This is a genomic window from Bdellovibrio bacteriovorus, from assembly GCF_002208115.1.
GTDB lineage: Bacteria > Bdellovibrionota > Bdellovibrionia > Bdellovibrionales > Bdellovibrionaceae > Bdellovibrio > Bdellovibrio bacteriovorus_C.
This window is the reverse complement of the sequence record NZ_CP020946.1, coordinates 2,545,030-2,562,885: the sequence shown is the minus strand read 5'-3', so window position 1 is coordinate 2,562,885 and position 17,856 is coordinate 2,545,030. Positions and strand designations below refer to the sequence as shown.

Sequence of the window (17,856 nt, the reverse complement as noted above, 5' to 3'; positions counted from 1 at the left end):
TCATAACACGAGTTAAAACCCTGTAAGATATTGAAATTATTCGTTAAATAATTGTCATAAAAAAGTGAGCCCACCGGCTTGACGAAATCAGGGTCGGACACACATTTAAATTGCTGAAAACAGCTAATTTTAAGGAGATTTAGGTATGGGTAAAATTATTGGTATCGACTTAGGAACGACGAACTCATGCGTCGCGATTATGGAAGGCGGAGAGCCTAAAGTACTCGTGAACGAAGAGGGCGCTCGTACCACTCCTTCAGTTGTCGCGTACACCAAAGATGGTGACCGCTTGGTTGGCCAAATTGCCAAACGTCAGGCTGTAACCAATCCTGAGAACACGATCTATTCTGCGAAACGTTTCATCGGCCGCAGATTTGAAGAGATTCAAGAAGAGATCAAACTGGTTCCTTACACTGTTGTTGCCAAAGGCAATGACTGTGCGTTCAAGGTTCAGGGCAAAACCGCTTCTCCAGAAGAGATCGGTGCTGCGGTTCTTGCGAAGCTGAAAAAAGTGGCAGAAGACTATTTGGGTGAACCCGTAACAGAAGCGGTTGTCACCGTTCCAGCTTACTTCAACGATGCGCAAAGACAGGCGACAAAAGACGCCGGTCGTATCGCTGGTTTGGAAGTAAAACGTATCATCAATGAGCCGACAGCGGCGGCATTGGCCTACGGCATGGATAAAAAGAAAGACGAAAAAATCGTTATCTACGACTTCGGTGGTGGTACGTTCGACGTTTCCATCCTTGAAGTGGGTGATGGTGTTGTTGAAGTTCGCGCAACCAACGGTGACACTCACCTGGGTGGTGATAACTTCGATACAGTGATCCTTGAGTGGTTGATTACGGAGTTCAAAAAAGATCAGGGTATTGATCTTAAGAACGACAAAATGGCTTTGCAGCGTCTGAAAGAGGCGGCTGAAAAAGCGAAGATCGAACTTTCTTCCGCTCAGGAAACAGAAATCAATCTTCCGTTCATCACGGCGGACCAGTCCGGTCCTAAGCACTTGCAGACTCGTCTGTCTCGCGCGAAGTTTGACCAGATGACTGAAGATCTTGTGAAACGCTCTATGGAACCTTGCCGTAAAGCTTTGGCCGATTCCGGTTTGAAAGCTTCTGAAATCGACGAGGTTGTCCTGGTGGGTGGTTCCACTCGTATCCCTGCGATCCAGAAAGCCGTTAAAGACTTCTTCGGTAAAGAGCCAAACCGCTCTGTGAATCCGGATGAAGTTGTGGCGATCGGTGCCGCAGTTCAGGGTGGCGTTCTTGCGGGTGACGTGAAAGACGTCCTTCTGCTGGACGTGACTCCACTAAGCCTGGGTATTGAGACCTTGGGTGGCGTGATGACGACTTTGATCGAAAGAAACACGGCGATTCCTTCCAAGAAATCCCAGGTGTTCTCGACTGCCGCTGACAATCAACCTGCTGTGGACATCCACGTCCTTCAGGGTGAGCGTAAAATGGCTGGCGATAACAAAACGCTGGGCCGTTTCGAACTGGTAGGCATCCCACCAGCTCCACGTGGTGTTCCGCAAGTTGAAGTGACATTCGACATCGACGCCAACGGTATCTTGCACGTATCTGCTAAAGACATGTCTTCCGGCAAGTCCCAGCAGATCAAGATCACGGCTCAGTCCGGTATGTCTGAGGACGAGATCAAACGTGCGGTCGCGGACGCTGAAGGTCACGCAGAGGAAGATAAACGCAAGGCCGAGGCGGCAACACAAAGAAACAACCTCGACAACCTGGTTTATCAGACTGAAAAACTGATCAAGGATTCCGGTGCTCAGTTGCCAGAATCTGAAGTGAAGTCTGCGAACGAAGCGGTTGCTGAAGCCAAGAAGATCCTTGAAAACAAGTCTGCCTCTGGCGATGAGTTGAAAGGGGCCTTCGAAAGACTTCAGAACCTGACGCACAAACTGACTTCCGAGCTTTACAAAAAGCAAGGGGCTCAGCCAGGTGCTGAAGGTCAGCAGGCTGACGCAGCTGACGGCGGCGATGCTTCTGCGAATAAAGGCGGCGACGATGTGATCGACGCTGACTACAAAGACGTAAACTAATCAGGGGTCATTCCTGAAACTAAAAGCCGGGTTGGAAACAGCCCGGCTTTTTTTATGTCCAAAACCCGGTTTTGTGATTTAATGACAGTATGGAATTCAAAGATCTGTTTTCTCAAGCCGTCGCAAAAAACTTCCGCCGCGGGGACGTGGTGTATCGTGCTGGTGAAACACCCCAGAATATTTATTTTGTCGAATCAGGCCTGGTGGGTCTGGGGTTGTGGGGCGAGTCGGGTAAGGACCATCTGGTGCGCCTGTTTCGTGAGGGCCAGATCTTTGGACATCGCAGCCTGTTTGCCAATGAACCCTATCATGCCACCGCCACGGTGATTGATGACAGCGTCCTTCGTGTTATGAGCAAAAACGAAATGCGCCAGCAGATGAAGGGCAACTGTGACCTCGCGGAAAAGCTTTTGGAGACTTTGGCGATTGAACTGCGCCGGGCCGAGGCCAAGCAACTGACGTTGAGTGAAAAAGACGCCCCGGCGCGTATTGCTGAAGCGGTGGTGTACTTAAAAGAACTTCATCCTGAATACTCGTGGACCCGGCAAGAGATCGCCGATTTCTGCGGGACCACCACGCCCACCGTGATCCGCACCCTGGCCCGCTTCGTGGAAGACGGGCTGATTGAGCAGCGTGGGCGGGAAATCATCATTCTCGACAAAAAGAAATTACTGGCGCAGGGGTAACTTCAAATACCGGGTGCCGTTTTCCTCCGCCGCCGGAAGCTGGCCCGCGCGGATATTCACCTGAATGCTTGGCAGAAGCAGTTTAGGGGCTGCCAGCGTGGCATCACGCTCTTGGCGAAACTTCACAAAGTCTTCCTTGCGGGTGTGACCTTTCAGTTGGATGTTCTGGTTTTTTTCTTCATTGACGGTTGTTTGATACATCAACGCCCGGCCATTGGGCTGATAGTCATGACCGACAAAAATCCGGGTGTTTTCCGGAAGGGAATAAATTTTTCCAGTGACCGAGTCGTAAAGATTTTCAGCACTTCCTGCCGGGAAGTCGCAGCGGCCCGTGCCGGAATCAGGCATAAACAGCGCATCCCCGGTAAAGATCGCATCCTCAATCAGATAAGACGCGCACGCCGGAGTGTGGCCCGGTGTGAACAGGGTTTTAATTTTCAACGATCCCGCCTGCAGGACTTCGCCTTCTTTTAGCAGGATGTCAAAGTCAGAACCGGATGTGTTCAGGTCGTTCATATTGAAGACCTTCTTAAACACCTTTTGCACTTCGGTGATGCGTTCGCCGATGGCGACCTTGATGTCCGGGAAGAAGTTTTTAAAAAGTTGAGAGCTGGACAGGTGATCCGCATGGGCATGGGTTTCCATGACATAGTGAGGATGCAGGTTCATCTCTTTCACAAACGCCACCACCGGATCCATTGATTTTGTTGAGAGTTTACCCGATGCCGGATCATAGTCCCATACGGGGTCAATCACCACGGCATCCCGTGTGTCCTGGTCATAAACCACATAGGTCAGCGTCGAAGTGACGCTGTCAAAGAAGTGCTGAATTTGCAGTTTCATGGAAAACCTCCTGCTGAAAGCCTGTCTCAGGTTTCTGGCTATGGTTCATTATAGAACAAAGACCGGCCCCTGAGTTATGTCCTGGGACATCAGAGAAGGTTTTTCTTTATGTCCCCGGGCATAACACCCAGACCGAGGATAGCCTTAGGATGAAGTCCTGTGAAGCCAAATAAGCGAGGACTGCTATGCGTGAAATAAGCTGTGAACAACTCAAAGAAAGAATGAACGAATTCCGTCTGGTGGATGTGCGCACCCCCGAAGAATACACCGGGGAGCTGGGGCATATTGCGGGCACCGAGCTGCGTCCGCTCGGCCCTGCACTGCTGGAATTTTTGAAAACCCTGAACCCGTCCGAGAACATTGTCTTTGTTTGTCGGAGTGGGGCAAGATCAGGACAGACCACACTTCTCAGTGAAGAGATGGGATTCACCAGCACCTACAACATGGTGGGTGGAATGCTACGCTGGAATGAAATGGGATATGCAGTGACTAAAGGAGCAGGAAAATGATGAACAGTATTTTGATGGCTTTGACGGGCGGCGCTTTGATCGGCCTTGCGGCCTCGTTGATGTTGATTCTGAACGGCCGGGTCACGGGTATCAGTGGCATTGTGAATGGATTTATCGGCGATGTTCGCAAGGATCTGTGGCGAGGTGCCTTTATCCTGGGGCTGTTGATCGGAGGACTGGCGTTGGGTGCTTTGCAGCCGGATATGTTCGTGAACACCTCAGGCCGATCCGTGGGCGTGGTTCTGATTGCCGGTTTGATCGTGGGCTTTGGCACGGTGATGGGCAGTGGGTGCACCAGTGGTCATGGTGTGTGCGGCATTGCGCGCTTTTCCGTGCGCTCGCTGGTGGCGACCGCGACATTCATGGTGATAGGAATGCTGACGGCCACACTCTTTAATGCATTGGTGGGAGGCTGATATGAATAAAACATCTATGAAACAGACTGCGGCGGCTTTTGTGGTGGGACTGATATTTGCGATCGGACTGGGAGTTTCGGGTATGACTCAGCCCCAGAAGGTCATCGGCTTTCTGCAGTTGGGTGAGGGCTGGGATCCGTCACTTATGTTTGTCATGATCGGCGCCATCCCGGTTCATATGCTGAGTTATCGTTGGATGAAAGGGCATCGCACACCTTTGTTGGACACTCAGTGGCATGTGCCGGTGTCTAAGGAAGTCACCCGGCCCCTGGTGGTCGGAAGTGCTTTGTTCGGTTTGGGCTGGGGCTTGGGCGGATTTTGCCCGGGGCCGGCACTGACTTCTGCTGGAGCCGGTCAGGAGATGGCGATCTACTTTGTGATTGCGATGCTTGCGGGAATGGGACTTTATCGTCTGTACGCCCGCTTCACTGTGAAAGGGTGAGGTGTTTTTTTATGGAACTGTTGGGTTATTTCGGTGCCAGTCTTGTCGGGATTTCTTTAGGCCTTCTGGGCGGAGGCGGTGCAATTCTGGCAGTTCCTTTGTTTGTATACTTCTTTTCGCTGCCGCCGTCTTTGGCCACGACTTATTCATTGTTTGTGGTGGGGGTGTCGAGCCTGATCGGCTTTGTCCGGAATTTTCGTCAAGGGCAGGTGGATCTCCGAGCAGGATTTTATTTTGCAGTGCCATCTTTTCTTGGGGTGTTGTTGGTGCGTCGCTGGTTGCTGCCGATAATTCCGGATCAGTGGGTTTGGGGACCGGTTCTATTTAACAAAGAAGTTGTGATCTTAAGCTCTTTTGCCGTGGTCATGGTGATGGCTGCCTTGGCGATGTTGCTGCCTCGTGCATCTGCAGTGAAGGATCCTGCCGCGCCAGGAGTGTTTGCTCTGAAAGCACTGGGTGTCGGGGCGGTGACGGGCTTTGTGGGGGCTGGTGGTGGATTTCTGATCGTGCCGTCCTTGGTGCGCATGTCGGGGCTTGGAATGAAAGTGGCCGTTGGTACATCTTTGGGGGTGATTGCCGCCAATTCACTGCTGGGTTTCTTTGGCGATCTTTGGGCCCGGACACCGATGGACTTCGGTTTGCTCTTGCGGGTCGGTGCTCTGGCCGTGGCGGGAATTTTTGTTGGCTCCTACTGGTCGCAGCATACATCCGAGGCCCGCTTAAAGCCGGCCTTCGGGATCTTTGTTTTGCTTTTGGGTGGAATTATCATTGTGCAACAGATGCTTAATTAACACTTTTAAATACTTTCCTGGGCGTTAACGTTTGACCTCATTCTCAGTTGATTTACGATTAAATCCATAAGAGGTGAGTATGCACAAAGATCTTTATCCCGTAGACGCAGAGGTGGCCAAAAACGCCCTGATCAATGAAGCAAAATACAAAGAAATGTATGAGCGTTCGATCAAGGACAATGAAACCTTCTGGGCCGAACAAGCCGAGCGACTGGATTGGATCAAAAAGTGGGACAAGGTCAAAGAAGTCAGCTTCAAAAAACCTGTCAGCATCAAGTGGTACCTGGGTGGAAAACTGAATGTGTCCGTCAACTGCGTGGACCGTCACCTAAAAACCCGCGGCGATAAAACCGCTTTGTTGTGGGAAGCGGACAATCCCTCCACCCCTTCTCGTAAAATCACATACAAAGAACTGCATCTGGAAGTGTGCCGTTTTGCCAATGTCCTGAAAAAAATGGGTGTAAAAAAAGGCGACGTGGTGACGATCTATATGCCGATGATTCCGGATACGGCCGTGGCGATGCTGGCTTGTGCGCGCATCGGGGCGGTTCATTCTGTGGTGTTTGCCGGATTCTCTCCGGATTCTATTTCTGATCGTATTTTGGACGGGCAGTGCAAGTTTGTGATCACCGGTGATGCCGGTTATCGCGGCAGCAAAGTGGTAGCACTAAAAGAAAACATCGACAAAGCACTTTTGAAAACACCGGATGTGCAGAAAGTTCTGGTGGTGAAATACGCAGGCAGCTCTGTCGACATGAAGCCGGGCCGCGATCTTTGGTATCACGAAGAAGTCAAAACCGTCAGCGACCAGTGCGAACCAGAGCCGATGGACGCGGAAGATCCCTTGTTTATTCTGTACACCTCCGGCTCCACCGGAAAACCCAAAGGCGTGATGCACACCACAGGGGGATATCTGGTTTATGCCAGCATGACCCATCAGTATGTCTTTGATTATCACGAAAATGACATTTACTGGTGCTCGGCCGACGTGGGTTGGGTGACGGGCCATAGCTACATTGTCTATGGACCCTTGGCGAATGGTGCGACCACTTTGTTCTTTGAAGGGGTGCCGAACTATCCGACACCATCGCGATTCTGGGAAGTGGTCGACAAACACAAAGTCACGATATTCTATACCTCGCCAACGGCGATTCGCTCCCTGATGCGTGAAGGGGAAGGTCCGGTCAAAGCAACCTCAAGAAAAACTCTGCGCCTGTTGGGTTCAGTCGGGGAGCCGATCAATCCTGAAGCCTGGGCGTGGTATCACGACGTGGTTGGAGAAGGACGCTGTCCTATCGTGGACACGTGGTGGCAGACAGAAACGGGTGGCATTTTGATCACTCCGCTTCCGGGCGCGATTGCGCAAAAGCCGGGGTCGGCAACGTTGCCGTTCTTTGGGGTGCAGCCGAAACTTCTGACCAACGAAGGTCAGGAAATTCAAGGACCGGGTGAAGGTGTGCTGGTGATTGCTGATTCCTGGCCGGGTCAGATGCGCACGGTGTATCGCAATCACGAACGTTTCGAAGACACTTACTTCTCGAACTATCCGGGATACTATTTCACGGGTGACGGCTGTCGCCGCGATCAGGACGGGTACTATTGGATCACGGGCCGTGTGGATGACGTGATCAACGTTTCCGGTCACCGTCTGGGGACGGCAGAAATTGAATCGGCGCTCGTGGCTCATCATAAAGTGGCGGAAGCCGCTGTGGTGGGGTATCCCCATGACATCAAAGGGCAGGGGATCTATGCCTTTGTGACTCTCAAGTCCGGTGAAACTGCCAGCGAGGATTTGCGTAAAGAGCTGATCCAGACCGTGCGTAAAGAGATCGGTCCTATTGCGACTCCGGATCTGATTCAGTGGGCGCCCCGCCTGCCAAAGACCCGTTCAGGCAAGATTATGCGCCGAATCCTGCGTAAAATCGCCGAGAACCACCCGGATCAACTGGGGGATACGACAACTTTGTCAGAGCCTGCGGTGGTCCAAGAACTGGTGGACAACCGAATGAACCGGTGATAGCTTGCGCGTCATGAACACACGTATGATGACCCTGATTTTGATGGTAGTTGCAGCGGCTTTCAGCCGTTTGATCCCTCATCCTTGGAACTTCACCGCGATTGGTGCGATGGCTTTGTTTGGTGGGGCTTATTTCCCGTCCAAAAAACAATCTTTGTTGATCCCGTTGGCAGCGCTGTTCATCAGCGATCTGGCTTTGGGTTTCCATAACACCATGTTGTTTGTGTACCTGGGCTTCACTTTGGTGGTGATGCTGGGTTGGGCTTTGCGCGATCAAAGAAGTGTTTTCAAAGTGGGCACTTCCGCTTTGGTGACAAGCTCGGTGTTCTTCCTGGTCTCTAACTTTGGTGTTTGGGCGATGGGCACAATGTACGCGCCGACTTTCAATGGTCTGGTGCAGTGCTTGGTTGCGGGCATCCCGTTCTTTGACAACCAGATTTACGGAGACTTGTTCTTCTCTGGTTTGTTGTTCGGTGGCTATGAAGCTGTAAAAAAATACGCGCCTGAATTCCTTGGCGCGACTGTAAAATAAGACAGTGAAACTGGGTCTCCATCGTCCGGTTCTGGACGGTAAAGTGAACTTCCCGTTGTGTCTGGCTCCGATGGTGGGCCTGACTCACGTGGCTTTGCGCGAAGTCATGCGCGACTATCTTCCGGCCGAGGCTTACACCATCTGGCCGACCGAGATGTTAAACTCCCGCCGTATTCCTGGCGAAAATCTTGAAAAGACCCCTGAAACCATGCGCGCGGCCCACGAGCCGGGCTTGGTGCCACAGATCCTGGGCAACGAGGAAGACGCCATCGCTGAAAGCGTGAAACGTCTGGTGGAGTGGGGCGCTGAAGCCATCGACATTAACATGGGCTGCCCGGTGCAAAAAGCACTGAAACACAATTACGGTGTGGCGCTGATGGGGGATCCGGCCTATGCCGCCGAAGTGGTGCGCATGACCGTCAAAAATTCCACGGTGCCGGTCAGTGTGAAATTGCGCGCGGTTGGCAGCACGAAAGAGTTCGACGAACTTTTGACGTTCGTGTCTGGGCTTCGTCAGTCGGGCGCCGCTTGGGTGTGCCTGCACCCAAGAACAGCAGCGCAAAAACGCCGTGGCAATGCTGACTGGGAGCAGATCAAACAACTTCATAAAGCGGTCGATTTCCCGGTCATTGGAAATGGCGACGTACAAACTTATGATGATGCCATCAACATGCTGAAAGAAACCGGCTGTGACATGGCGATGGCGGGCCGTGGCCTTGCCGCTCGTCCGTGGATGATGTGGCAGTTGGGTGAAGAACTGGGCTTTGCACCCCCTGCGGGGAAAGAAGGCCTGAAGGCTCCGCGCACGTCAGAAGAAGAGGGTGCAGAGTACGGCAAATGTTTACTCAAATTGATCGAGCGTTGTCGGTTCTATTTCGGGGACGACCTGGCGATGCGCAAAGTGCGCTTCTATGTTCGCACCACAAGTGTGTGGTTGCCATTTGGTAACACGTTGGTGGGAGTCTGTGCGAAAGCCCGCACTGTCGATGAAATGATCGAGGGTGTGACGAAATTCTTCGAAGGCCCCGTGGAGATGAGTCTGCGCACGGAGCTTCGGCAGTAATCTTATTCCTGCAGCAGAGGCATCAGTTTGCCTTCTTCATCCAATGCTTTTAAATCCGTGTAACCACCGATCAGTTTGCCATTGATCATGATGATAGGAACGGTTCTCCAGCCGGTTTCATTTTTGATTTTTTCAATTTCTTCAGGTTTGTCGGTCAGATCGATGATGTCAAAGGCGATGCCTTTGTCTTCCATGAAGTGAATCGCGCGATCGCAGTAGGGACATGGGTTTTTCTTGTAGATTAATACTTTTGCCATAATTCTTTTTGACATAGCTAAGAGGGGGAGACAAGGTTTCATCTAAGATGAACTGCCTGCTCTGTCATTCGCCTCATTCAGCGCCCTTCAAAGTGGATAAAAAGCCCGTTCGCAGCTATTTTCATTGCGCAGAGTGTGATTTGATCTTTATGGATCCCGCAGAGCGTCTTGGTCCGCAGGAAGAAAAACAGCGTTATGACCAGCACGAAAATCAGGGAGGTGCCGGGTATCTGGCATTCTTCGAGCCCCTTATTAACAGCATTGAAGAACACTTCAAGGCTGCCGGAGTGATGGGGTCCTCACTGACTTCTTTGGATTTTGGCTGTGGTCCGACGGCGATGCTTTCGCAGCTTTTGAATCTGCGTGGATTTAAAACTCACGATTATGATTTGTACTATCATCCGAATCAGGATGAATTGCGCAAAACCTATCACTTGGTGACGAGCACCGAAGTGTGGGAGCACTTGTATAATCCCCGTACCGAAATCGAACGCATGTTGCGCCTTTTGAAGCCGGGAGGACTGCTTGGAGTGATGACTTCCGGTCATCGCGGGGAAGCTGTCTTCCACGATTGGCACTATCGCCGAGATACGACTCACGTCGTATTTTTCTCAGAGCAGACCATGCAGTGGATTGCCCAGACCTATAAAATGCAGTTGATAAAAAGTCGAAGCCCATACTGGATTTTCCAGAAATTGTTCTAGCCTTAACGGGTGATACAAAAGCTGCCGACTCCAAATGAGAATTTTTTGATCACCTTTTGACCTAAGACCCATATTCCGAAGAGATAGGTGAGGAATATGAGTTGGGTCTTCACATAATTGTCATCTTCTTAACAGTTTTTGGGTCGAGTCCCGTCTGGGCCACTTCTGAGGTGGCGCTGGCCATGGCCTGCTTAAGACCGGCTGATTGTTCTGACCAGGTAAAAAAACTGCAGACTCAACTGCAGTGGAACTGTGAACTTGAAATCAAATCCCAAAACTGTGCGAAGCTAGCTGAGGAGCATCCTGACTGGGCGCCACTGATGCGCAAGTGTGATTTGCCGTCACAGTGCCAGCAGCAAAAAGAATATGCACAACAAAAAGCCCTGGCCTGTTTGCGTGGATATAAAAATGCGATGGTGGATCTGGGAGTTTCTTTAAAAGACATGACGGTTTCATTGGCCGGTCTGGTTGAAGATAGCTGGGAATCCATCAAGAAAAACAACCGCGAGCGGGCGGCGTTCCTCAAACAATGCAACACCTCTTTGTCCTGCAAAAAAGATCTGGTGAAAGACGATCACCGGTACAACAAACTTTCTGATGAAGAGGTCAACAAACTTCCGGCGACTTTTCTTTATGTGCAGGCCCAGGATATGAAAGCCTACATGGCCTCGTTGGAGCGCGTGCGCCCAAAACCCTATGTGCCGATTGCGGAGCGTGCTCGCGATGACACGACAATGACCCCGGAGCAGAGTCAAAAACTTGAAAGCCTGATGACCATTGCCGGCTCTAAAATCAAAGAGCAGTACGGCCGTTACATGTGTTACAACGCTTTGGCCCGGGAAGAGCTGGAGTGTTATGCAATCGGCTCCGTCGTGGACCCGACGCTGCTGGCCGGCTATTTCGTCAAAGGGGCGCGAGCGGCCACCGCTGCAGGCCGACTGCTAAAGGCTGAAAAAGAAGTTCATGCCGGCGCCGAAGTGGCGGCGGGATCTGCGAAGGTTTCCCGCAGTGAACTGACGGGTCGGTATATCAGTTATTCTCCGACCAGCGTGGAGCAGAACACCGCCTGGATCGCCCGGGCTGAAAAAGGGGCGGATGCCAAGGTCACTTTCCTGGATGTGGAAAACAGCCAGATGAAATATCTGAACGACAGTTTGAAAGACAAAAATCTTGTGACGGGGCTGACGAACTATCACAAGGAGTTGTTGTTTGATAACATCAAGGAGCTTGAAGCCGCAAATCCAGGGCTGGTCATTGATAAGTATTCTGATTTTAAATCCTCGCGCTTTGCCTTTTCCGGCAAGGTTCCGAAGGATATTGAAGAGCAGCTTGAAAAGGTTTTTGACAAGACGAATGCTGAATTCAACAAAAAGCTGAAAGAGTCCGACGCCCTGAAACCCGGAACCAAAACAGAAGACTGGTTTCGGGCGGGGATCGGGAATTCGGCCGATGAAGCCAATATGGCAGCCCGATACTCCCGACAACTCGACAAGAACGAAGTGCAAAGCTTCCGTAAAGATGGTCTGAAAACCACCATGCAGCAGAAAATCATGTCCCTTGAAAAACAACGCCAAGAGCTGCGCACGGAGGTCGCGGGCACCAGCATGGTGGATGGAAGGACCTTTGATCAGGACGTGTTTGATATCGTTCGTAAAGGCAAAGGCGACACGGCCCAAGTGCAGCAGGCTTTGAAGAATCGCTACGCTTTAAGCGACATCTCTACGGGGACGGTCAAGAAACTGCAGTCCTATGTGACTGCGACAGATGAGTTTTCTCCGGGGATTTACATCGCCAAACGCGAGATCGCACATCTGAATGCTGCCGAGCAGGGTGGTTTGTCGGTGGATATCATCGGGCTTGGTTCCGCCAACTTAAAAGGCACGGCCGAGGCGTTGGCGTCTTCATCCAATGTGAACAAGGCCCTTGAATCGACTCGGGCCGCGGAAAAAGCGGTCACCAAAAAATTCAATGATCAGAAAAAGCAGTTCGAGGACGTTCTGACCCGGGCGGTGCCAGCCGGTAAGCTGAAGTCCCTGTGTTCAGGGGATGACTGCGTGGCCGTGGCGGTGAAGCCGCTCAATCAGGCGGAAAAGCAAGATATCCTGAAGGGCCTGGCCAACACAGATTACTCGGGCACCTACCGTTTGGCATTTATTCCTGATGGCGTGAAGAACGTGTCTTCGCGCAATGCTTTGGCTAATCACGGGGAATCCGTTGAAAAAATCCTGCGTCAGTCCTTGGGCTCAGAGATGGAGCCAAGAAAACTTAAAGGGCTGACTTTCGGTGTGGACATGCGGACCCAGAATTTGAATGAGGGCAGTGTCAAATTGCTGATGGGCGAAGCCAACGGCGTCACTCTGACCGCCCACGAACGCAAACGCATCCAAGAGGCCTTTAAAGCAGCCATCCAAAAATTCAACGCCTCCAGCTCCACCAATTACAACGCCCTTCCTTAAAAGGTGCCTGGTTGAAAATTCTGGCTACAGCGCAATATCTTGTTTGAAATACATTTATCCTGACAACTCGGACTGAGCTATCGTGAAGGCTTGAGGAGTTGATGAAAAGACGGATGTTATTGTCCTTCCTTATTGTGAACATATTTTGCCCATTGGCAGGGGCCAAGGATCTCACGTGGATCCGGTGGGACGATCCGCCGATTTTTATTTTCTCCGGACCGTTCAAAGGGCAGGGAGTGTTGGACACCGTGGAGGGCGAACTTCGCAAGAAACTTCCCCAGTATCAGCACAAGACCTTGGAAGGCACGGTGCCTCGGGTTTTGAAGGAAGCTGAAGGTAAAAGCCAGATCTGCAACGCCGGGTGGCTGGATACGCCCGAGTGGTCCAAGCTGTTTTATTTCTCAACGCCCGTGTTTGTGATTCCCGCCAATGGAATCTTGCTGCCAAAAAGCCGACTGGACGAGGTTCGAAATTTGGCCCCTTATTCATTGCAAAAGTTTTTGGATTCAAAGAAATCCTGGAAGCTTGGGGTCGGTCGTCTTTACGGCGAGGGCATCGACGAAGTACTGATCAAGAACAACTATCAGAAAAATCCACAGGTGATCACCATTAGCACCAGCCTTCGGGTTCACAAGATGCTTCATTCCAATCGCATTCAGTACACATTGGGCTATCCGTTTGAGGCGGTTTATTACAACGAGCTTCTGAACAGTAAGAGCGATTTTGTAGTGCATATTCCGGTGACAGAAAACTCAGCCCGGGTGGAAGTGGTTGTGGCCTGCCCTAAAACCCCTTGGGGAGCCAAAGTCATTGCCGACGTGGATCGGGCCCTTCAAAACAAAGCCTTGCTGGAAAAATTTGAAAAAGGTGTGGATCGTTGGCTCAGTGCTGAGGACCGGGAAAAGCTGGCTCCGGCCCGTAAAGAATTTTATCGAAAGAACTATCCGTCGCTCAAGTGATCAACACCGCACAAGGCGTGCAGCTTGGCTTTGAACTCTGTTGGTTTTTTTAGAACCTTGATTTCGTCAAAGATCGCCTTGGCTTCCTGATTTTTCAGGGACAGGGCTTTGAGCCATTGTTTGGAGCGGGACACGGCAAAATAGTCGTTGATGTACAAAGTGCTCGATTCAAAGAACTGCGGCAGCAGGGGACGGGCGCGCTCCCAGCTCATGTCTTCGACGGGCTGCTGGTTCAGGCTTTGTTTGATCTGGCTGAAGATGAACGGATTGCTCATGACTCCGCGGCCGATCATATAGTCTTCACACTGGGTGACTTCCACGCAGCGGTTGAAGTCCGCGACATTCCAGATTTCACCGTTGGCGATAAGCTTTATTTTGGTCTTTTCTTTAATTTTTGGAATCCAGTCCCAGTAAGCCGGTGGTTTATAACCATCAGTTTTGGTGCGGCAGTGAACCGTCAGCCAGGTGGCATTGGCTTCTTCCACAGCCTGGGCAATTTCCAGACACTTGGTCGGATCATCAAAGCCCAAACGGATTTTTGCCGTCACGGGAACATCCGCGGGAACGGCCTTGCGAACGGTATCGACAATGTTAAACACACGATCGCAGGATTTTAAAAGACTGGCGCCGCCATCATGACGATTCACGGTTTTTGCCGGGCAGCCGAAATTAAGGTCCACACCCAAGGCGCCCAGTTTCACCGCGCGCTGGGCGTTCAAAGCCAAAGGTTCGGCCTGGCCTCCCAAAAGCTGCACAAAGACCGGCGTGCCCCAGCGGGTGCGCGATCCGGTTTTCAGTTCGGGGCAGTTTTTATAGAAAACACTTTCCGGATGCAGACGGTCGGTGACACGCAAGAATTCGGTCACGCACTGATCAATGCCTCCCAGGCGCGTGAGAGTATCACGCATCACCCAGTCGACAACGCCTTCCATCGGAGCCAGAAACAGTTTCATTCCTAAGCGCCGCCCAGTTTGGTCAGAAGATCAAAGTGCTTTTTTTCAACAGGCTGAATGGAAAGGCGGGAGCCTTTTTGCAAAACCAGCATGTCAGCAAGCTTCGTGTTGTCGCGCAGCTCAGGCAGGCTGATATAGTTTTTAAAGTGCGCCACGTATTCCACCTGCACGCAGAACCAGATGGGTTTTTCTTTGGTGGCTTTCGGGTCGAAGTATTCAGATTTTTTATCGAACTGCTCTTTGTCCGGCTCAGCAGCTTTGCTGATGCGAGCAATGCCCGCAATACCCGGAGGAGTCGCATTGGAATGATAGAACAGCACTTCGTCGCCGACTTGCATGTCTTTCATCATAAAGTTACGCGCCTGATAGTTGCGCACACCGGTCCACCAGGTGGTTTTGTCTTTCTTCAGTTGATCCAAAGAAAAGACGTCCGGTTCTGATTTCATCAGCCAGTACTTCATTTGGATTTCTCCTCTTTGATTTTTCCGGATTTGAAGAACCATTCGCCCGCTTGTTTGCGGAACAGGCTGACTTCGTGATGGATGAAGTCCTCATCATCAACGTTATAGTAGGCTTTGAATTCGACGGTTCCTTTGGTGTCTTTTTCTTCGGCGTGAATGATCTCAAGCTTCAGGAACTTCGCGCGTTCCGCCCACTCGCGGTTGGCCTCTTCGTCGATTTGATCCAGAGTCTGAGGATCTGTCGTATCCTGCAAGTACTCCATTTGATTCTTGGCAAAGGCGCTGTAGCGAGAGCGCATCAAAGCTTCCGCCGTCGGCGCCAAAGCTTTGCCAGAGTGATAAACACCACAACATTCAGAATAATTTTTCTCAGAACCACAAGGACATTTCATAGCCCGCGAAACTACCAGAATTCCCCCTAAAAGGTACCTGCTTACTTTTTCCGAAGCATTGCGTTATTTGGCTTGTGGGGGTGCCCTTCCAGAGGGGGGCTGCTATCGTTTTGGGGTGAGGTGAAATGATGGCTAAGTGGGCTTTGATTACGGGGGCAAGTTCGGGAATTGGCTGGGCGACGGCCGAGGCGCTGGCGGCGCAGGGGTTTGATATTTTTGTGACCGGACGACGCTATGAAAAACTGCAGGAGCTGGAAAAATCCATCAAAGCCCGTCACCCCAAAACTCAAGTGAAGCTGGCTTGTTTTGACGTGTCGGACCGTTTCGAGGTCAGTGAATTCGTCAAAGCTCACAAAGCCGAAATTGCCGAAGTCGAGATCCTCGTCAACAACGCGGGCCTGGCTCGCGGGGTGGAAAAAATGCAGGACGCCTCACTGGATGACTGGGAGATCATGATCGACACCAACATCAAAGGTCTGCTGTTCATGACCCGCGCCGTGGTGGAACACATGGTGAAAAAGAACTCCGGTCATATTATAAATTTAGGCTCGGTGGCGGGCCGCTGGACCTATCCAGGCGGCGGTGTTTATTGCGCCACCAAGTTTGCAGTGCGGGCGCTTTCCGAAGGATTGCGCATGGATTTACTGGGCACCAAGGTGCGTGTCACCAATATTGAACCGGGCATGGTGAACACCGAGTTTTCTGTGGTGCGACTGGGGGATCAGGCCAAGGCCGACAAGGTCTATGAAGGCATGACTCCGCTGTCGGCTCAGGATATCGCCGAGACAGTTGCTTGGTGTGCAGCCAGACCGGCTCATGTGAACATTCAAGAACTCGTGATTTATCCCACAGACCAGGCCCATGTCGGCCAGGTCGCTCGCAAAGGAGTGTAGTGATGGCAGAGGGCGGATTCAGAATCGAAAAAGACACCATGGGTGAAGTGAAGGTTCCCGCAGACAAGTTCTGGGGGGCTCAGACTCAAAGGTCCACGGAAAACTTCCGCATCGGGGGCGACAGGTTCCCGCGCGAGATGATCCGGGCCCTGGGCATCTTGAAAAAGTCCGCCGCCATCACCAACGAAAAATTAGGCCTGCTGGATCCGAAGAAAGCCACGGTCATCGTGAAGGCCGCCGATGAGGTGATCTCTGGCAAATTGGATGCACACTTCCCGCTGGTGGTGTGGCAAACGGGGTCGGGCACACAGACCAACATGAATGCCAATGAAGTTATCGCCAACCGCGCGATGGACATGATGGGCATCAAGCTTCCCAGCAAGGAAGTTCATCCCAATGATGATGTGAACAAAGGCCAGTCTTCGAATGATACGTTCCCAACGGCGATGCATATTGCGGTGGGCGAGCAGATTCATCACCGTCTGATTCCGATGCTGGAAAAGCTGCATAAAGCTCTGGAAAACAAACAAAAAGAATTCAAAGACATCGTTAAAATCGGTCGCACTCATTTGATGGATGCAACCCCCCTGACCCTGGGGCAGGAGTTTTCCGGTTACAGCACTCAGGTGAAGCATTCCATTCAGCGCGTGAAAAACACCCTGCCGCACCTGTATGAGCTGGCGTTGGGTGGGACGGCCGTGGGGACGGGTTTGAATACGCACCCGAAATTTGCCGTTGAAGCGGCTGCTGAAATCGCCCGCGAGACGGGGATTGCCTTTGTTTCTGCGGAAAACAAGTTTGAAGCACTGGCGTCTCATGATGCGTTGGTGGAAGTCAGCGGGGCGCTGAACTCGGTCGCGGTGTCCCTGATGAAAATTGCGAACGATATTCGTCTGCTGGGTTCCGGGCCGCGTTGCGGGATCGGGGAGCTTCACTTGCCGGAAAATGAGCCGGGAAGCTCCATCATGCCGGGCAAGGTGAATCCAACCCAGAGTGAAGCCATGACCATGGTCTGTGCCCAGGTGATGGGAAATCACGTGGCCGCCACAATTGGCGGAGCCACCGGGCATTTTGAGCTGAACGTCTTTAAGCCTGTTATCGTGTTCAACGTTTTGAATTCCGTGCGCCTGCTGGCAGATGCGGCAGAATCCTTCACTGATCACTGTGTGGTGGGTATTGAAGCCAACCGTAAACAGATTCAGAAGCATCTGGAGCACTCGTTGATGCTGGTGACGGCACTGAATCCTCATATTGGCTATGACAATGCAGCCAAAATTGCCAAAACTGCCCATAAAAACGGCACAACACTGCGCGAAGAAGCCATCAATCTTGGACTGCTCTCTGGCGAAGAATTTGATAAGATAGTAAAACCGGAACAGATGGTCGGCGTCCGCAACAGCGGGCAGAGCTGAAGCGGCGGCAG

The 17,856-nt window shown here is 51.7% G+C and carries 19 protein-coding genes; 14 read left to right on the top strand and 5 right to left on the bottom strand.

Annotation, left to right across the window (positions count from 1 at the left end):
* Window positions 1-145 precede the first annotated feature (145 nt).
* The gene (dnaK, locus tag B9G79_RS12315) at window positions 146-2,059 is read left to right on the top strand and encodes a molecular chaperone DnaK (protein WP_088565773.1); all 1,914 of its coding nucleotides are present in this window, start codon (window positions 146-148) and stop codon (window positions 2,057-2,059) included.
* Between the two features lie 89 nt (window positions 2,060-2,148).
* Entirely contained in the window at window positions 2,149-2,745 is a 597-nt protein-coding gene (locus B9G79_RS12310; RefSeq protein ID WP_088565772.1) for a Crp/Fnr family transcriptional regulator, read from the top strand.
* Here B9G79_RS12310 and B9G79_RS12305 read toward each other — a convergent pair.
* Window positions 2,728-3,588 (bottom strand): MBL fold metallo-hydrolase, encoded by an 861-nt coding sequence (locus B9G79_RS12305; RefSeq protein WP_088565771.1) that lies wholly within the window; start codon window positions 3,586-3,588, stop codon window positions 2,728-2,730. The genes B9G79_RS12310 and B9G79_RS12305 overlap by 18 nt on opposite strands.
* Window positions 3,589-3,773: 185 nt before the next feature.
* Here B9G79_RS12305 and B9G79_RS12300 point away from each other — a divergent pair, with 185 nt between their 5' ends.
* The 7 genes from B9G79_RS12300 (at window position 3,774) to B9G79_RS12270 (ending at window position 9,358) form a co-directional block, all read left to right on the top strand.
* On the top strand, window positions 3,774-4,097 hold the full coding sequence (locus B9G79_RS12300) for a rhodanese-like domain-containing protein (RefSeq protein ID WP_088565770.1): 324 nt from the start codon (window positions 3,774-3,776) through the stop codon (window positions 4,095-4,097).
* Entirely contained in the window at window positions 4,094-4,513 is a 420-nt protein-coding gene (locus tag B9G79_RS12295) for a YeeE/YedE family protein (protein ID WP_088565769.1), read from the top strand. Before B9G79_RS12300 ends, B9G79_RS12295 begins: the two co-directional genes overlap by 4 nt.
* Window position 4,514: 1 nt before the next feature.
* Window positions 4,515-4,955 (top strand): DUF6691 family protein, encoded by a 441-nt coding sequence (locus B9G79_RS12290; protein WP_088565768.1) that lies wholly within the window; start codon window positions 4,515-4,517, stop codon window positions 4,953-4,955.
* 11 nt (window positions 4,956-4,966) lie between these two features.
* Entirely contained in the window at window positions 4,967-5,746 is a 780-nt protein-coding gene (locus tag B9G79_RS12285) for a sulfite exporter TauE/SafE family protein (RefSeq protein ID WP_088565767.1), read from the top strand.
* A gap of 79 nt (window positions 5,747-5,825) precedes the next feature.
* Window positions 5,826-7,763 (top strand): acetate--CoA ligase, encoded by a 1,938-nt coding sequence (gene acs, locus B9G79_RS12280; RefSeq protein ID WP_088565766.1) that lies wholly within the window; start codon window positions 5,826-5,828, stop codon window positions 7,761-7,763.
* A 13-nt stretch (window positions 7,764-7,776) separates the two neighbouring features.
* A complete protein-coding gene (locus tag B9G79_RS12275; RefSeq protein ID WP_088565765.1) occupies window positions 7,777-8,295 on the top strand; it encodes a DUF6580 family putative transport protein in 519 nt (172 codons plus the stop codon).
* 4 nt (window positions 8,296-8,299) lie between these two features.
* The gene (locus tag B9G79_RS12270; protein ID WP_088565764.1) at window positions 8,300-9,358 is read left to right on the top strand and encodes a tRNA-dihydrouridine synthase family protein; all 1,059 of its coding nucleotides are present in this window, start codon (window positions 8,300-8,302) and stop codon (window positions 9,356-9,358) included.
* A 2-nt stretch (window positions 9,359-9,360) separates the two neighbouring features.
* Here the strand turns inward: B9G79_RS12270 and B9G79_RS12265 are convergent, their stop codons facing one another.
* Window positions 9,361-9,615, bottom strand: coding sequence for a glutaredoxin (locus B9G79_RS12265; protein ID WP_088565763.1), 255 nt, complete (start codon window positions 9,613-9,615; stop codon window positions 9,361-9,363).
* 47 nt (window positions 9,616-9,662) lie between these two features.
* Here B9G79_RS12265 and B9G79_RS12260 point away from each other — a divergent pair, with 47 nt between their 5' ends.
* The 3 genes from B9G79_RS12260 (at window position 9,663) to B9G79_RS12250 (ending at window position 13,734) form a co-directional block, all read left to right on the top strand.
* Window positions 9,663-10,319: a class I SAM-dependent methyltransferase gene (locus B9G79_RS12260; RefSeq protein ID WP_088565762.1), complete on the top strand. Its 657-nt coding sequence runs from the start codon at window positions 9,663-9,665 to the stop codon at window positions 10,317-10,319.
* A gap of 182 nt (window positions 10,320-10,501) precedes the next feature.
* Complete coding sequence (locus tag B9G79_RS12255) at window positions 10,502-12,775, top strand: hypothetical protein (RefSeq protein ID WP_232468631.1); 2,274 nt, start codon at window positions 10,502-10,504, stop codon at window positions 12,773-12,775.
* A 101-nt stretch (window positions 12,776-12,876) separates the two neighbouring features.
* Window positions 12,877-13,734: a TIGR02285 family protein gene (locus B9G79_RS12250; protein ID WP_088565761.1), complete on the top strand. Its 858-nt coding sequence runs from the start codon at window positions 12,877-12,879 to the stop codon at window positions 13,732-13,734.
* Here B9G79_RS12250 and B9G79_RS12245 read toward each other — a convergent pair.
* From B9G79_RS12245 to B9G79_RS12235, 3 genes are read right to left on the bottom strand one after another with little or no spacing between them, the layout of a single operon-like run.
* On the bottom strand, window positions 13,716-14,687 hold the full coding sequence (locus tag B9G79_RS12245; RefSeq protein ID WP_088565760.1) for a tRNA dihydrouridine synthase: 972 nt from the start codon (window positions 14,685-14,687) through the stop codon (window positions 13,716-13,718). The two genes, B9G79_RS12250 and B9G79_RS12245, sit on opposite strands and share 19 nt — an antisense overlap.
* 2 nt (window positions 14,688-14,689) lie before the next feature.
* The gene (locus B9G79_RS12240) at window positions 14,690-15,148 is read right to left on the bottom strand and encodes an EVE domain-containing protein (protein WP_088565759.1); all 459 of its coding nucleotides are present in this window, start codon (window positions 15,146-15,148) and stop codon (window positions 14,690-14,692) included.
* Window positions 15,145-15,540 carry a YchJ family protein gene (locus B9G79_RS12235; protein ID WP_088565758.1) on the bottom strand — a complete coding sequence of 132 codons (396 nt, stop codon included), beginning with the start codon at window positions 15,538-15,540 and terminating at the stop codon, window positions 15,145-15,147. Before B9G79_RS12235 ends, B9G79_RS12240 begins: the two co-directional genes overlap by 4 nt.
* A gap of 125 nt (window positions 15,541-15,665) precedes the next feature.
* On the opposite strand from B9G79_RS12235, the gene B9G79_RS12230 reads away from it, so the two are divergent.
* Together B9G79_RS12230 and fumC are read left to right on the top strand one after the other, a co-directional pair.
* Window positions 15,666-16,433: an SDR family NAD(P)-dependent oxidoreductase gene (locus B9G79_RS12230; RefSeq protein ID WP_088565757.1), complete on the top strand. Its 768-nt coding sequence runs from the start codon at window positions 15,666-15,668 to the stop codon at window positions 16,431-16,433.
* A 2-nt stretch (window positions 16,434-16,435) separates the two neighbouring features.
* On the top strand, window positions 16,436-17,845 hold the full coding sequence (gene fumC / locus B9G79_RS12225; RefSeq protein WP_088565756.1) for a class II fumarate hydratase: 1,410 nt from the start codon (window positions 16,436-16,438) through the stop codon (window positions 17,843-17,845).
* Window positions 17,846-17,856: the final 11 nt, after the last annotated feature.

What these genes read in the sequence shown, in the direction of transcription:
- dnaK (WP_088565773.1), top strand. Translation starts at nt 146, where the DNA reads ATGGGTAAAATTATTGGTATCGACTTAGGAACGACGAACTCATGCGTC.
- B9G79_RS12310 (WP_088565772.1), top strand. Translation starts at nt 2,149, where the DNA reads ATGGAATTCAAAGATCTGTTTTCTCAAGCCGTCGCAAAAAACTTCCGC.
- B9G79_RS12305 (WP_088565771.1), bottom strand. Translation starts at nt 3,588, where the DNA reads ATGAAACTGCAAATTCAGCACTTCTTTGACAGCGTCACTTCGACGCTG.
- B9G79_RS12300 (WP_088565770.1), top strand. Translation starts at nt 3,774, where the DNA reads ATGCGTGAAATAAGCTGTGAACAACTCAAAGAAAGAATGAACGAATTC.
- B9G79_RS12295 (WP_088565769.1), top strand. Translation starts at nt 4,094, where the DNA reads ATGATGAACAGTATTTTGATGGCTTTGACGGGCGGCGCTTTGATCGGC.
- B9G79_RS12290 (WP_088565768.1), top strand. Translation starts at nt 4,515, where the DNA reads ATGAATAAAACATCTATGAAACAGACTGCGGCGGCTTTTGTGGTGGGA.
- B9G79_RS12285 (WP_088565767.1), top strand. Translation starts at nt 4,967, where the DNA reads ATGGAACTGTTGGGTTATTTCGGTGCCAGTCTTGTCGGGATTTCTTTA.
- acs (WP_088565766.1), top strand. Translation starts at nt 5,826, where the DNA reads ATGCACAAAGATCTTTATCCCGTAGACGCAGAGGTGGCCAAAAACGCC.
- B9G79_RS12275 (WP_088565765.1), top strand. Translation starts at nt 7,777, where the DNA reads ATGAACACACGTATGATGACCCTGATTTTGATGGTAGTTGCAGCGGCT.
- B9G79_RS12265 (WP_088565763.1), bottom strand. Translation starts at nt 9,615, where the DNA reads ATGGCAAAAGTATTAATCTACAAGAAAAACCCATGTCCCTACTGCGAT.
- B9G79_RS12260 (WP_088565762.1), top strand. Translation starts at nt 9,663, where the DNA reads ATGAACTGCCTGCTCTGTCATTCGCCTCATTCAGCGCCCTTCAAAGTG.
- B9G79_RS12255 (WP_232468631.1), top strand. Translation starts at nt 10,502, where the DNA reads ATGGCCTGCTTAAGACCGGCTGATTGTTCTGACCAGGTAAAAAAACTG.
- B9G79_RS12250 (WP_088565761.1), top strand. Translation starts at nt 12,877, where the DNA reads ATGAAAAGACGGATGTTATTGTCCTTCCTTATTGTGAACATATTTTGC.
- B9G79_RS12245 (WP_088565760.1), bottom strand. Translation starts at nt 14,687, where the DNA reads ATGAAACTGTTTCTGGCTCCGATGGAAGGCGTTGTCGACTGGGTGATG.
- B9G79_RS12240 (WP_088565759.1), bottom strand. Translation starts at nt 15,148, where the DNA reads ATGAAGTACTGGCTGATGAAATCAGAACCGGACGTCTTTTCTTTGGAT.
- B9G79_RS12235 (WP_088565758.1), bottom strand. Translation starts at nt 15,540, where the DNA reads ATGAAATGTCCTTGTGGTTCTGAGAAAAATTATTCTGAATGTTGTGGT.
- B9G79_RS12230 (WP_088565757.1), top strand. Translation starts at nt 15,666, where the DNA reads ATGATGGCTAAGTGGGCTTTGATTACGGGGGCAAGTTCGGGAATTGGC.
- fumC (WP_088565756.1), top strand. Translation starts at nt 16,436, where the DNA reads ATGGCAGAGGGCGGATTCAGAATCGAAAAAGACACCATGGGTGAAGTG.